Origin of the sequence: Pseudacidovorax sp. RU35E, assembly GCF_900156165.1 — a bacterium.
Lineage (GTDB): Bacteria > Pseudomonadota > Gammaproteobacteria > Burkholderiales > Burkholderiaceae_C > Xenophilus.
Map to the genome: position 1 here is coordinate 309677 of NZ_FTMY01000008.1, position 14626 is coordinate 324302.

Below are 14626 nucleotides of genomic sequence, written 5' to 3' on the forward strand. Positions count from 1 at the left end.
GCATGAGCGTCTCTCCTGCCTTTGACGAACTCGACCTCTACGTGTGGGAGGGCAAGGCCGACATCCTGGACCGGGTGGCGCGCTGCATGTCCAGCTTCGACGTGGAGGTGATCCGCGCCGACGACCGCTTCATGAACCTGCCCGAGCGCGAGCAGCCGCTGCGCCCTTCGCTGGCCGTGATGAGCGTGACGGCCATCGACGGCGCCGGCCTGCCGCACGCGACCGAGCTGCTGCAGGGCATGCCCGTGATCTGGGTCGGCGCCAGCACGCGCGAGCGCGATCCGCGCAACTACCCGCCCGAGTACCTGCACGTCCTGCCCTACGACTTCACCTGCGCCGAACTGCGCACCATGGTCGCCAAGCTGGTGCGCCAGCTGCGTGCCCGCGCGGCCGAGGCGCCCGCACCGGGCGAGCTGGTGGCCCTGTCCGAGCCCATGAAGGCGCTGCTGGCCGAGGTGAACACCTTCGCCGGCAGCGACCATTCGGTGCTGGTGCAGGGCGAGACTGGCGTGGGCAAGGAGCGCGTGGCGCAGCTGCTGCACCACGGCCATCCCGCCTACGGCCGTGGCGCCTTCGTGGCCGTCAACTGCGGTGCGATTCCGGACGGCCTGTTCGAGTCGCTGTTCTTCGGCCATGCCAAGGGCTCCTTCACCGGCGCCGTGCATGCGCACCGCGGCTACTTCGAGCAGGCCACCGGCGGCACGCTGTTCCTCGACGAGATCGGCGACCTGCCGCGCTACCAGCAGGTCAAGCTGCTGCGCGTGCTGGAGGACGGCGCCGTCACCCGCCTGGGCTCGGCCACGCCGCTGCGGGTGGACTTCCGCCTGGTGGCGGCGACCAACCGCAACCTGCGCGAGATGGTGGCGGCAGGCGAGTTCCGCGCCGACCTGTTCTACCGGCTGGCCGTGATCGAGCTGCGCATTCCCAGCCTGGAGGAGCGCGGCGAGGCCGACAAGATCGCCCTCTTCAAGGCGGTGCTGGGCGGCGTGCTGGGCGAGCCGCTGCTGCAGACGCTGGGCGAACCGCCGCACTGGCTGACCGACGCCATCGCCTCGGCCACCTTTCCCGGCAACGTGCGCCAGCTGCGCAACCTGGCCGAACGCGTGGGCGTGATCGCGCGTCAGACCCAGCAATGGGAGCCGATGCTCATCCAGCGCGCGCTGGCCCTCGCCCGGCCGTTGGAGGTGGCCGCCGCCGTCCCGCTGGAGCGCCGCGGCTGGAACGCCACCGAGCGCAACCGCATCATCGCGGCGCTGGAAGTCAACGACTGGCGCCGCCAGGACGCGGCCCAGCACCTGGGCATCAGCCGCAAGGTGCTGTGGGAGAAGATGCGCAAGTACCAGATCATGGACGGCGAGCCGGGCGTGCCCGACGCGCCGGAGTCGTCGTGAGGAGGGCCCGGCCCTTGCCGACGCGCCTGCGCGGCAGGGCCTCAGGCGACGACGGCCGCGGGTGCGGCCTCGACACGGTTGCGGCCCCGGTCCTTGGCGGCGTAGAGCGCCTGGTCGGCCTCGCGCAGCAGGTCTTCGACGCTGCCGCCGTCGCGCGGGTGGCGGCAGGCCACACCCACGCTGACGGTGACGCCCGCCGGCAGCGCCCAGTCCCTGTCCGACGAGGTGTCGATCACCCCCTGACGCACGCGCTCGGCCACCTGCACCGCGTCACGCAATTCGGTGGCCGGCAGCACGATGGCGAATTCCTCGCCGCCGGGTCGCGCGGCCAGGTCCTGCTCGCTGCGGCAGGCCCGGGCCAGGGCCGAGGCCACGGCCTGCAGGCAGCGGTCGCCGGCGCCGTGGCCATGGGCGTCGTTGTAGAGCTTGAAGCGGTCGACGTCGACGGACAGCAGCGCCAGGGCCAGGTCCTCCTGTTCTGCCCGTTTCCACACGGCGTGCAGCCGCTCCATGAAGCTGCGCCGGTTGGCCAGGCCCGTCAGCGGGTCGGCCCGGCTGAGCACCTCGAGCTCGAGGTTGGCCTGCTCCAGCGCATGGCTGCGGGTGGCCAGGTCCTGCGCCAGGCGCTCGTTGTCCAGCGACACGCGCAACGCTTCGACATAGATGCGGCCCATGCGCCGTGCCACGCTGAGCTGCGCCACGCACAACACCACCGACGCGCCCGCGAGCACGTTGGCGAAACTGGGACGCGCCGCGAGCACCGCCACCGCGAGTGACCCGAGGATGGGCACCTGGAAGGCCGCGTGCGTCTGCCAGTACGCCATGTTGGTCATGGTCATGGCCACGGCACCCAGGGCCGTGCCGACCACCACCGGCACCTCGTCCGCATCGCCGTGCACCAGCATCCAGCCGAGGCCGACGCCCCAGGCCAGGCCGGTCAGACCCATCAGCACCAGCGAGGCCCAGACCCAGTGCAGGCTGGCACCGTCCTGATGCCGGCGGTGGCGGTAGGCCAGGCGCAGGCCCATGCGGGCAAAGATCGGCAGGCAGGACGCCACCAGCCAGCCCAGTACCAGGGCATGCCGGTCGGGTCGCCAGAACACCGTGGCCAGCATGGCGGCGCCTCCCAGGCCCATGAGGGCGGAAACGGGCACCGCGTCGTAGAGCGCCTCGACGCGGCGGCGTCGCAGGATCGGATCGGCGTCGTTCAAGAAATTGGGCAGAGTGAGTGCAACCCCTCACTGTAGACGCGAAGAGGCCCGCAAGGCCATGCGCTGCGGCAGCTTCTGACCCGGTAGGCCAGCCTCGGAAGTGGGCGTCGCGGCCAACATGGGCACCGCATCCGGACGCTGCACCACGGCACGGCCCGTCGACCGGGCCGGCGCGGTGGGGGCGCCCTGCTGCGTCATGCCCAGGCCGTCGGGCCCGAGCAACGAGCGCGCCGGTGCGCCCACGATCTCGTCCACCCAGGGGCTGACGCCGTCGGGCTCCACGCGCAGCTCGCCGGTGGCGCGGGCAAGCCGGAACTCGGTGATGCGCAGGTCGAACACGGCGTCGACGTAGTCCAGCAGCAGGTTGTTGTGGTCGAGCTGCGCGTCGAGCACATTGGGCAGCGTCTCGCGGCCGAATTCCAGCAGCCGGCTGCGGCCGCGGAAAGCCTCGCCCGACTCGGACACCGCCTCGCGCAGTTGCTGCTCGCGCTCGCGGCCGCTGGCGGTGCGGCCCCAGGCCGAGGCCGTGAGCTCCAGCAGGTTGCGGCGCACACCGTCGAGCTTGGCCTCCTGGTTCTGCACCTCGGCCAGGGCCGACTTGACGCGCAGTTGGCGGTCGAAGCCGCTGCCGAAGTTCCAGTTGAGCTCCAGCGCGGCGCGCGTGGGCTCGGAGGTGGTCACGCCGCGCGGGTCCTTGGTCTTGACCACCACGGCGTCCACGGTCGGCCAGACGCTGGACTCCTGCTGATCGACCAGTTCGCGCGCGCGCGCCACGCGCTCCTGCGCCTCGGTCAGCTCGGTGCTGCGCGACTCGGCGCGGGCGATGGCCTCCTGCTGAGAGGCGATCTGCCAGCCGGCAGGCGTGCGCAGCAGCGGCAGCCGCGACGGGTCGGGCACGAAGCGGAAGTAGCTGTCGAACTTGGCGACCGCCTCGGCCAGCTGGGCGTCGAAGTCGGCCTCGCGCGCGGCGATGCCGGCGCGGCGGGCGCTGGCCATGCGCAGGTCGTTCTGGCCGGCGCCGCCCAGGGCGACGCGGCGCTCCTCGCTTTTGGCCAGGTCCTGCACGATGCGGGTGGAGCGGCGGGCGATCTCGCGCTTGAGGTCGAAGCGCTGCACCTGCATGTAGGCCGTCAGGGCATCGAGCACCACCTTCTGCGAGGTGGTCTTGACCGCCTCGCTCTGGGCCCGGCTGCCGGCCTCGGCGGCCCGCTCGCGGGCACTCATGGCGCCGCCGTCGATCAGGCTCATCCGGGCCTCGGCCGTCAGCAGGGTGTAGTTCTCGCTGGAGGCGCCGTCGCGCCCGCTGTTGTAGGTGCCGCTGGCGGTGCCGACCTTGAAGCGCGGGTAGCGCGCCTTCTTGGCCGCCTCGACCTCGAAGCCGCTGGTGGCGGCGGCGGCATCGGCGGCGAGCACCTCGGGATGCTCCAGCGCCAGGGTGCGCAGCGACTGCTTGAAGCGCTGGGTCTGGCCGCTGATGACGATGCCCGGGGGCGTGCCCACGGCCGGCACCGGCGCGGCCGATGGCGTGGATGCGGGGGCCACAGGCAACAAGGCGGGAGGCAGCGCCGGTGCAGGGGGCGCTGCGGCGGGCATGGGGGTCGGGCTGCTCTGCAGCGACGCCGGCGCCACCGCCGCGAGACGTTCGACGGCCGGCATCGGCGCAGGCGCCTGCGGCACCGACAGCCGCGTGGCGGTGGCCAACCGCAGGCCGTTCTCGTCGTACACGGCCACCGGCACGCCCTGGCGGCGGATCTGCACCTGGGCAGCCGCGGGCACGCAGGCGAGCGCGCAGGCCAGGGCGATGGCGGCGCGCACAGGCGGTCGCAGGCCACTCGCGCCGGACCGCCCCCCATTCAGAAGGCCGCGGAGCAGGCCATTCGTGGATGTCTGCGGAACCGGCTTTGCCGGGCCGCTGGACGTGCCCCCTGGAGGGGGGTGGCGGAGCGCGAAGTGCGGAGCCTGGGGGTGCTTCATGGTTCTCGAAACGCCTCCCGCTGCAGCTTCAGCACGGGCCGCAGGATGTACCAGATGAACGGGTCGGTGCCCACGATCAGGTCCACCTCGGCCTCCATGCCGGGGGTGATGCGGTTCTCCGGCCGGCCTACGTGCGAGGCGCTGGTGCTCACCTGCAGCCGGTAATAGGGCGGCGCGGTGGGCAGCGTGGCATCGCGGTCGGCGTCGGCCGCCACCAGGTCCACGCGGCCATCCACCGTGCCGTAGCGCAGGAAGTCGTAGGCGGTGATCTTCACGCGGGCCTTCTGGCCGGCGTGCACGAAGCCGCGGTCGTTGGGGCTCAGGCGCGCCTCGACCATCACCTGTGCGTCGTCGGGCACCACGTCCAGGATGGCCTCGCCAGGCTTGATGACCCAGCCAGGGCTGCCGCTGCGCAGGCCCTTGACGATGCCCTCGCCGGGCGCCGTGACCACCGTGCGCGAGCGCTGGTTGCGCGCGCGCTGCAGGTCCTCGTTGAGGCTGGCGAGCTGGCGCTCGACGGTGGAGAGCTCGTCCGACGCGCGGCGGCGGAAGCTGCCCTCGGCCTCGGCCAGCTTGGCCTGCGCCTCGCCGATGGCGGCAGCGGCCGAGACCACGCCCTGCCGCGCCACGGCCAGCTCGGCGCCGGCCACCTCGGCCTCGCGGCGCTTGTCCAGCACCTCCAGCTGGCCGATGAGCTTCTCGGCCGCCAGCTGCTCGGAGATCTCCAGCTCCTTGCGCGCCAGCGCCACGCGCTGCGTGAGGCCGGCCACCTTGGCCTGCTGCTCCATCTGCTTGCTGCGCGCGGCCTCCAGCGCAGCCTGGGCGCCGGCGGCGATGCCGCGCTGCTCCAGCGAACGGGCCTGGTACGCGCCGAGTTCGCCGCGGACCACGTCGGCATCCATCGCGGCCGGAAAGCTCTCGCGCCGCAGCGGCTCGCCGCGACTCTCGGCCGTCAGGCGCAGGCGGGCGGCCTGGGTGGCGGCCTGGCGGGCGGTCAGCTCCTCCAGGTTGAGGCCGCTGCCGCCCAGGTCGATCTCCACCAGCGGCTGGCCGGCCTTGACGCGCTCGCCCTCGCGCACGAGCACGGCCCGCACGATGCCGCCTTCCAGATGCTGGATCGACTTCACGCGGTCGGACGGGATCACCTTGCCGTTGGCGACCACCACGGTCTCCATGGGAAAGGCCAGCGCCACCACGGCCAGCACGCCGATGGCGCCGCCGATCAGCCAGCGCCGACGGCGGCCGGGGCCGTCCGGCAGCGGCGCGCGGTCCTCGGCACGCAGCAGGACCTGGGGCAGATCGTTCTTCATGCGGCCACCTGTTCGAGGTCGGCGCGCCGGCTGCCGAACAGGCGCGGCACCATCACGGCCGGCGGGCCCTGCTCCACGCCGCCATCGCCGGTGACGTGGTAGACGTTGTTGGCGGCGGCGACCATGCGCAGCGAATGCGTCACCACGATCACCGTGCGCGTGCGGGCGATGGCCACCAGCGTGTTGATGAGCTGGCGCTCGCTGTGGAAGTCGAGGTCGTTGCTGGGCTCGTCCAGCACCAGCACCGAGGGCTTGCGCAGGAAGGCCAGAGCCAGGCCCAGCTTGCGCCGCTCGCCCACCGACAGGCCGGTGCCGCCCTCGCCGATGCGGGTGCGGTAGCCGGCGGGCAGGCGCGAGACGAAGTCGTGCGCGCCCGCCAGCTTGCAGGCCGCCACGATCTGCTCGTCGCTGTGGCCGGGCGCGCAGCGGCGCAGCGTGTCGATGATCTCGCCGGCGAACCAGTAGACCTCCTGCGAGAGGTAGCTGATCCACTTGGCGCGGTCGTCGCGGCCGAACTGGGCCAGGTCGTATTCGCCCAGGCTGACGGTGCCGGCGCTGGGCGCGTACAGGCCGCAGATCAGCCGCACGAGCGTGGATTTGCCGGCGCCATTGCGGCCCACCACCGCATGCAGGCCGGCCGGGCCGATGGCGAGATGCAGCTTCTCGAACACCGGGCGGCCCTGCGGCTGGAAGCGGAAGTCCACGTCGCGCAATTGCACCAGCCCCGGGGGCTGCGGCAGGTTCAGGCCGCTGGGCTCGCGTTCCACGGGCTCGCAGAGCACCTTCTCGAGCCGGCTCGCCGCCTCGCCCGCGGTGGCCAGTGCGCGCCAGTTGGAGACCAGCCCGGCCACCGGCTGCAGCGCCCGCATGGCCAGCATGTTGGCCGCCACCAGGCCGCCGACGGTCATCCACTGCTCCATGACCGACAGCGCACCCACCGTGATGACCACCGTCGAGAAGATGGTCAGCAGCACCGTGGTGCCGTCGCGGGCGGTCTCGATCTCGCCGTTCTTGCGGAAGCTCTCGCCCAGCCAGTGGTCGTAGGTCTGGCGCCAGCCTTCGATGGTGGGACCGTCGTTGGCCTGGGTCTTGAGCGTCTCGCGCGCGGCGCAGATCTCGGCCGTCATGCGTTCGAGGTTGCGACTGCGCTCGGTTTCCTCGACGCGGCCGGCGCGCACCTCGTCGGCCCACCACCAGGCCAGGAAGGACATCACGCCCAGGAAGACCACCACCACCGGCAGCACCGGCAGCGCCACGATGCCGATGACCACCAGCGCGAACAGCGCCATGGGCAGGTCGAAGATCGATTGCGCGAGGCCGCTGCTGAGCGTCATGCGCACCGCGCCCACGTCGCGGAACAGCAGGAACCACGCGGCGGCGGGCCGCTCCTCCAGCGCCCGCAGCGGCCGATTGAGCATGGACTGCAGCAGCGCGCCCGAGATGCCGTGGTCGATGGTGGCACCCGCATCGCGCAGCAGCCGCGAGCGGCGGCTGCGCAGCACGAATTCGATGGTCAGGAAGAACAGGATGCCGCTGAACAGCGCCCACAGCGTGGAGGTGCCGCTGCGGTAGATGACGCGGTCGTACACCTGCAGCAGGAAGATCGACGGCAGCAGACCGAACAGGCTGATCGGCACCGACCACCAAGCGGCCTGCCGCACGGCCGGATAGGCCGCGCCGAAGGCCCGGCCGAGCGCGTCGGCATGGGGGCTGGCCGCCGCGTCGCCCTCGGCGGCAACCGACGGCGCCACCAGTTGGCGGGGGAGCAGGTACTTCAGCATGGGCCGCCGTCGATGTTGAAAACCATGAACAGATTGTTACTCATGCTTACCGCCCTGGGTCAGTCAAATGGCAGAAAGGCCGGGTAATCGCCGAGGGCAACGCCTTCACACCATCGCCTTGACGGCCTTGGCGAGCCGACCCAACCCGATGCGCGCCCCGCCCTTGGCCAGCACCCAGTCGCCCGGCGCCACGATGTCGCCGAAGGCGGCCACCAGTTCGGCTGCGTCGTTGAACCAACGCACCGGCACGACCGGCTTGAGCCGCTGCGCCAGCGGGCCCATCAGCGGGCCACACAGCAGCACGCGGCCAGGCTGCGCGGCCAGCACCTCGGCCTGCAGCGCGAGGTGATGGCGCTGCGACTCCGCACCCAGGCCCTGCATCTCGCCCAGCACCGCCACCCGCTGGCGCGGCGCGCAGGGCGCCTGGGCCAGCAGGGCGAGTGCCGCCCGCATGGAGGTGGGGTTGGCGTCGTGCGTCTCGTCCACGAAATGGAAGCTGCCGCCGGCGATGGGCACTTCCAGCACGGGCCCGCGCCACTCGTGTCGCTCGAAGCCGCCGAGCGCGACCAGCGCCGCGCCCATCTGCGCCCGCCAGCCCAGCGCCACCACGGTGGCCAGCACGGCGGTGGCGCCCAGGCCCACGTGGGCGCCCACGGCCTGCAGCCTCGCGCGCACCGGGTCGCCGCCCACGTCGGCCCGCAGTTCGCCATGGCCCAGCGCCTCCAGCCGCACCTGCGCATCGCGGTGACTGCCGTGGTCGATCACGCGCAGGCCGCGCCGCGCCGCCGCCGAGGCCAGGGCGTCGTACCCCGCCACGTCGCGGCACAGAACCACGGCGGCCCCCTCGGGCATGGTGTCGATCAGCTGGACCGTCTTGCGCGGGCCGTCGGCCACGGCGGATTCCGACGGGTCGGCGGCCAGCACCAGCACCTGCGGCCGGGCGACCTGCACCATCGCCGGGGCCGGGGCCTGTCCCAGCTCCACCACCCAGCTCGCCGCCTCCTGCGGCAGGCAGGTCAGTGACCACGCCACGCCCAGCGGCAGGCGCTGGCGGCTGTCGGGCACACCCACCTCGCCCCAGGCGGCCAGGGTCTGGACCAGCATGGCGGCGGCCGTGTCGCGGGCCGCATCGCCGGCGACGGCGACCACCCGCCCAGGGAACTGCGCGCGCGCATGGGCGCCGAGTTCGAGCATGGCCTGCCGCACGTCGTCCACGCGCAGCACCGGCAGACCGCGGTGCAAATGGGGTGCCGGGTGTGCGCACAGCACGGCCGCGGCGGGGCGAAGGCCGTCCAGCTCCAGCGGCGCGGGCGTGCGTCCGGCGCGCTCGTCATGCAGGCACAGCAGGCGCTGCGGCTGTGCGAAGGGCCGCGTGGCCATGCCGACGGCCTGCCAACCCTCGGGTGGCGCCACCACCCAGTCCCCGCCGGTGATGCGGGCCAGGTCGGCTGCCGACCAACGGATGCCGCGCGCCGCCGCCTCCGGCGCGGCGCGGCCCTGGGTCTCGCGCTCGGCCATCAGCCGGTGGTAGGCCACCATGCCCGACAGGTAGTGCTCGACGTCGTCGATGCGCACGCGGAAGGAATGGTGGCGGATGAAGAAGGACCCCACCACCGCCGACGGCCGACGGAAGTACATCGCCATCTCGGGCCAGAAGTAGCCGTTGAGCAGGTAGTTGGCCCGGTAGTGCAGCGCGCGCTCGAACTTCTCCAGGTCGATCTCGCCCAGCAGGTGGGACAGGGCCGGGATGCCTTCGAGGCGTCGGATCATGGCCTGCGCCGCGAGCATCAGCTCCAGCAGGGTGGGGAAGGTGGTCTTGCGGTCGAGCACGAAGTCCAGGTAGCCCGCCACGTTCTGGATGCCGAAGCGGAAGTACTTCTCCAGCGGCTTCCAGCGCGTCAGCTCGTTGATGCTGTAGCTGAGCCAGTGGTCGTGCGCCTGCCAGTGCTGCTGGCCGATGAAGTACTCGAAGGCGCGCTCCACCACGGCCAGCCAGCGCTCGTCGCGCGTCAGCGCATACAGCCGCAGCAGGCCGAAGGCGGCCTCGCCGTCGTAGTAGATGATGCGCGAGACCTCCTTCACCGACAGATCCTGCGCATGCAGCACGTGCACGAAGCGGCCGGTGGTGGCGTCCTGCATGGCGGCGATGCCGGTGGCCAGCCGCTCCATCAGCGGGCGCCATTCGTCGGTGCCCAGCACTTCGCTGTACTTGACCAGTGCCAGCAGCGCGACGGCATTGCCGCCCAGCTTGATCTCGTCGCCCACGTCGACCAGGAAGGCCGCGGCGCGCCCGTCGGCGAGCGTGTAGTCGCGCACAAGTTGCTGCGTCAGGTGCTGCAGGCCGCGGTCGATGGCCTGGCGCAGCGCCGGATCGCGCGTGAGTTCCCAGGCCTCGGCCATGGCATAGAGCGAGCTGGCATGGCGAAGCGTGTTGTAGCTGGGGATCAGCCGGTCGAAGCAGGGGAAGTAGCCGTAGACGAAGCGACCGTTGTCCTGCACCTGGCGGGCCAGGTGCGCCGAGCCGGTACGCACCAGTTCCAGTGCACAGGCGGCGTCCAGGGGCGGTACCTGGCGGCGGCCGGTGTCCAGGCCGTGGCCGGCCAGGCGGTGCACCACGCCGTCCTCCTGGCAGAAGACGCCGCCCAAGGCCAGCAGGTAGACCTTGTCCTGCGCCTCCAGCGCCGGCGCCGCCTGGCCCCGGTAGCGTTGCTGCAGATAGAGCCCCAGGTTGTGGCGGTTGATGACGGCGTGCGCAATGTCGGGGCCGCCGTAGAGCAGCGCGTTGGCATTGATTTCCTGCTCGGTCAGCGCCATCGCGAAGCCGGCGTCGAAGGCCAGCCCCAGGCGGAAGTAGTTGCGCTTGACCTGGCGCAGCTGCTGCTCGAACTCAGCGACCGGCAGCTCGCCCACGCCCTGGACCCAGTCCACCCGCAGCCAGGGCGACTGCAGCTGCTGCCGCTGCACGAATGCATGGGCGCGGCGTGCGCCGGACTGCCAGGCTTCGTCGAAGCAGGCGCCCGTCGCGTGCAGCACATGGGCCCGCCGCTGGCCGTCGGTGACCGAGAAGAACAGCGTGAACGCCGGATACGGCGCCGGGACGGCTGCGCACATCACCGCCACCTTGTCGCGGCAGGCGGCGAGCTGGGCAGCGAAGCCCCGTTCGCCGGGTTGGCCGGGCGCGCCGGCGAGCGGCAAGCCCGCTCCCCCGGCGCCCGTCCGTGCGGGGGCGCTCACGTCCTGGTCCATTGCGCAGGGCCGCTCAGCGGTAGACGAACTCGACGCGGCGGTTCAGCTGGTAGCCGGCCTCGGTCGTCTCCAGCGAGGCCGGCTTTTCCATGCCCCAGCTGATGGGCTCCATGCGCTCGTTGGGCACGCCGCCGAGCTGCATGGCCTGACGCACCGATTCGGCCCGCCGCTGGCCCAGCGCCACGTTGTACGAGCGGCCTCCGCGGGCGTCGGTGTGACCTTCGAGCACGACGCGCGCCTGGGGCCGCTCGCGCATGTAGCGCGCATGCGCCTCGACGATCGCGCGGTACTCGGGCTTGACGTCGTACTTGTCGAAATCGAAGTAGACGACGCGGGCGACCCCGGCCGGGCCGGCCAGGCTGGCCGGCGGAGGCGGTGCGTTCACCGGCGCCACCGCACTGCGCCCCTTGGGATTGGCGTAGTAGTAGGTGGTGTCCTCGCTGCCGCTCTTGGGCGCGCTGCCGCAGGCGACGAGCAGCGCCGGCAGCGACAGCACGAGGCCGAGGCGTTGGATTGGCTTGAGCATCTTGGTTGAACCTTGGGAATCGGGGGCCGGCCCGCGCGCGGCGCCGGCCCACCGTGATGGACGACGAGGACCCGTGCGCGTCAACCCAGCAGGTTGTGCAACAGGCCGCCGACCGGGCTGGCCGGGCTGCTGCTGCTGCCACCGGTGCCGCTGGACACCGGCTCGGTGACGCTGCTGAGGCCGCTGAGCAGCCCGCCCACCAGACCGCTGCCGCTGGCCGATCCGCTGCCGCCGAGCACGTTGCCGAGCAGGCCGTTGCTGCCGGCGACGGTGTCGACCATGCCGCCGACGAGGCCGCTGCTGCCGGTGACGCCGTCGAGCAGGCCTGCAGTCACCCCATCGCTGCCCGTGATGCCGTCCAGCAGGCCGCCCGTCGTGCTGCCGGTGACGCTGTCCAGCACGCCGCCGAGCACGCCGTTGTCGCCCAGCACGGCATTGAGCAGATCGCCCGCGCCGCTCGCGCCATCGGTGGCACCCAGCACACCGCCCACAAGGCCATCCTGGCCGAGCACGCCACCCAGCAGGTCGCCACCCAGCAGCTCGCCGCCGGTGAGGCCCCCCAGCAGGCCGCTGTCGCCGGTCACGCTGTCGAGCAGGCCGCCCACGACACCGGTATCGCCGGTGAGGCCACCGAGCAGATCGCCACCCGTCAGACCACCCAGCAGGCCGTCGTTGCCCAACACACCGCCCAACAGATCGCCACCGGTGATGCCACCCAGGACGTCGCCGCCCGTCAGGCCACCCAGCACGCCGTCCTCGCCCAGCACGCCACCCAGGAGGTCACCACCGAGCAGATCACCGCCGGCAAGGCCGCCCAGCAGGTCACCACCCAGCGCGCCATCGGCGAGGTGCGCCACGCCGTCGGTCAGGTAGTCCACCTGCTGCGTCACGCCCGAGAGCGCGTCGTGCACGAGCGTCGAGCCGAGCAGGCCTTCGGTCAGTGGCGAGACCAGGCCGTCCACCGCGCCGGTGGCCGTGCCGACCACGTCGTCCACCGGGTCCAGTGTGTTCGGATCGTTGGCCGTGAAGCTGTCGCCCAGCAGCGGCGAGAGTGCACCGCTCACGGTGCTGGTCGTGCTGTCCACCAGGCCGGTGACCGGCGCAAGCGTGTCCGACAGACCCAGGTCGCCGACCAGGGGCAGGCTGTCCAGGCTGGCCACAGTGTCGGAGACCACGCCCGCTGCCGGATCCAGCAGCTGGCTGCCCGTGCCGCCCTCGCCGCCGCCGGTGAGCCCGCCGAGCAGGCCACCGAGCAGATCGCCACCGAGCAGGTCACCGCCCGTCAGACCTCCAAGCACGCCGCCCTCACCCAACACACCGCCGAGCAGGTCACCACCCAGCAGGTCACCGCCCGTCAGGCCGCCGAGCAGGCCGTCCTCACCCAGCACACCGCCCAACAGATCGCCACCGGTGATGCCACCCAGGACGTCGCCGCCCGTCAGCCCGCCCAGCACGCCGTCCTCGCCCAGCACGCCACCCAGGAGGTCACCACCGAGCAGATCACCGCCGGCAAGGCCGCCCAGCAGGTCACCGCCCAGCGCGCCGTCGGTGAGGTGGGCCACGCCGTCGGTCAGGTAGTCCACCTGCTGCGTCACGCCCGAGAGCGCGTCGTGCACGAGCGTCGAGCCGAGCAGGCCTTCGGTCAGTGGCGAGACCAGGCCGTCCACCGCGCCGGTCGCCGTGCCGACCACGTCGTCCACCGGGTCCAGCGTGTTCGGATCGTTGGCCGTGAAGCTGTCGCCCAGCAGCGGCGAGAGCGCACCGCTCACGGTGCTGGTCGTGCTGTCCACCAGGCCGGTGACCGGCGCAAGCATGTCCGACAGACCCAGGTCGCCGACCAGGGGCAGGCTGTCCAGACTGGCCACAGTGTCGGAGACCACGCCCGCTGCCGGGTCCAGCAGCTGGCTGCCCGTGCCGCCCTCGCCACCGCCGGTGAGCCCGCCGAGCAGGCCACCCACCAGCCCGTCTTCACCGAGCACGCCGCCCAGCAGGTCACCGCCCGTCAGCCCGCCAAGCACGCCGTCCTCGCCCAGCACGCCACCCAGGAGATCACCACCGAGCAGATCACCGCCGGCAAGGCCGCCCAGCAGGTCACCACCCAGTGCGCCGTCGGCGAGGTGCGCCACGCCGTCGGTCAGGTAGTCCACCTGCTGCGTCACGCCTGAGAGCGCGTCGTGCACGAGCGTCGAGCCGAGCAGGCCTTCGGTCAGTGGCGAGACCAGGCCGTCCACCGCGCCGGTCGCCGTGCCGACCACGTCGTCCACCGGGTCCAGCGTGTTCGGATCGTTGGCCGTGAAGCTGTCGCCCAGCAGCGGCGAGAGCGCACCGCTCACGGTACTGGTCGTGCTGTCCACCAGGCCTGTGACCGGCGCGAGCGTGTCCGACAGACCCAGGTCGCCGACCAGGGGCAGGCTGTCCAGGCTGGCCACAGTGTCGGAGACCACGCCCGCTGCCGGGTCCAGCAGCTGGCTGCCCGTGCCGCCCTCGCCGCCGCCGGTGAGCCCGCCGAGCAGGCCACCCACCAGCCCGTCTTCGCCGAGCACGCCGCCGAGCAGATCGCCACCGAGCAGGTCACCGCCCGTCAGCCCGCCAAGCACGCCGTCCTCACCCAACACACCGCCGAGCAGGTCACCACCCAGCAGGTCACCGCCCGTCAGGCCGCCGAGCACGCCGTCCTCGCCCAGCACGCCACCCAGCAGGTCACCGCCGAGGAGGTCACCACCCAGCAGACCGCCGACGACGCCGTTCTCGCCCACCAGGCCGCCGACCAGGCCGTCCTCGGTCAGCAGGCCACCGACCAGGCCGTTGTCGCCGAGCACGCCGCCCAGCACGCCCTGGTCGCCCAGCACGGCATCGAGCGGGCCGCCCAGGGTGCCGCCCACCAGGCCGCCGACCAGCCCCTGGTCGCCCAGCAGCGTGTCGGTCAGGCCGTCCACGATGCCGCCATTGCCCACGACGCCGCCCAGCAGGCCGTCGTCGGCCACCAGGCCACCGACCAGGCCGTCCTCGGCAAGCAGGCCGCCCACCAGACCGTTCTCGGTGAGCAGGCCGCCCACCAAGCCGTTATCGCCCGCGACGCTGCCGAGCAGGCTGCCCACCACGCCGTCCTCGGCCAGCAGGCCGCCCACCACGCCGTCCAGGCCCGTGGCGCCGAGCACGCCGCCCAGCGGGCCGTCGCTGCTCACGA

General features: G+C 72.4%; 7 protein-coding genes and 1 pseudogene. 1 reads left to right on the forward strand and 7 read right to left on the reverse strand.

Going from position 1 to position 14626, the window contains the following annotated elements; all coding sequences use genetic code 11:
• Nucleotides 1-2: 2 nt before the first annotated feature.
• Nucleotides 3-1391: a sigma 54-interacting transcriptional regulator gene (locus BXA03_RS16645; protein ID WP_076509806.1), complete on the forward strand. Its 1389-nt coding sequence runs from the start codon at nt 3-5 to the stop codon at nt 1389-1391.
• A gap of 41 nt (nt 1392-1432) precedes the next feature.
• On the opposite strand, the gene BXA03_RS16650 is transcribed toward BXA03_RS16645, so the two are convergent.
• The 7 genes and pseudogenes from BXA03_RS16650 to BXA03_RS26900 form a co-directional block, all read right to left on the reverse strand.
• Nucleotides 1433-2602, reverse strand: coding sequence for a GGDEF domain-containing protein (locus BXA03_RS16650; protein WP_076509808.1), 1170 nt, complete (start codon nt 2600-2602; stop codon nt 1433-1435).
• A gap of 27 nt (nt 2603-2629) precedes the next feature.
• Nucleotides 2630-4417: a TolC family protein gene (locus BXA03_RS16655; RefSeq protein ID WP_234983713.1), complete on the reverse strand. Its 1788-nt coding sequence runs from the start codon at nt 4415-4417 to the stop codon at nt 2630-2632.
• Between the two features lie 155 nt (nt 4418-4572).
• A complete protein-coding gene (locus BXA03_RS16660; RefSeq protein ID WP_076509810.1) occupies nt 4573-5886 on the reverse strand; it encodes an HlyD family type I secretion periplasmic adaptor subunit in 1314 nt (437 codons plus the stop codon).
• Nucleotides 5883-7667, reverse strand: a complete 1785-nt coding sequence (locus BXA03_RS16665; protein ID WP_076509812.1) for a peptidase domain-containing ABC transporter — start codon at nt 7665-7667, stop codon at nt 5883-5885. Before BXA03_RS16665 ends, BXA03_RS16660 begins: the two co-directional genes overlap by 4 nt.
• Before the next feature lie 105 nt (nt 7668-7772).
• Complete coding sequence (locus BXA03_RS16670) at nt 7773-10901, reverse strand: glutamate ligase domain-containing protein (protein WP_234983714.1); 3129 nt, start codon at nt 10899-10901, stop codon at nt 7773-7775.
• 25 nt (nt 10902-10926) lie between these two features.
• Nucleotides 10927-11439 (reverse strand): peptidoglycan-associated lipoprotein Pal, encoded by a 513-nt coding sequence (gene pal / locus BXA03_RS16675; RefSeq protein ID WP_076509814.1) that lies wholly within the window; start codon nt 11437-11439, stop codon nt 10927-10929.
• 80 nt (nt 11440-11519) lie between these two features.
• Nucleotides 11520-14626: pseudogene (locus BXA03_RS26900) on the reverse strand (hypothetical protein); the annotation flags it as partial.

What these genes read in the sequence shown, in the direction of transcription:
- BXA03_RS16645 (WP_076509806.1), top strand. Translation starts at nt 3, where the DNA reads ATGAGCGTCTCTCCTGCCTTTGACGAACTCGACCTCTACGTGTGGGAG.
- BXA03_RS16660 (WP_076509810.1), bottom strand. Translation starts at nt 5,886, where the DNA reads ATGAAGAACGATCTGCCCCAGGTCCTGCTGCGTGCCGAGGACCGCGCG.
- BXA03_RS16665 (WP_076509812.1), bottom strand. Translation starts at nt 7,667, where the DNA reads ATGCTGAAGTACCTGCTCCCCCGCCAACTGGTGGCGCCGTCGGTTGCC.
- pal (WP_076509814.1), bottom strand. Translation starts at nt 11,439, where the DNA reads ATGCTCAAGCCAATCCAACGCCTCGGCCTCGTGCTGTCGCTGCCGGCG.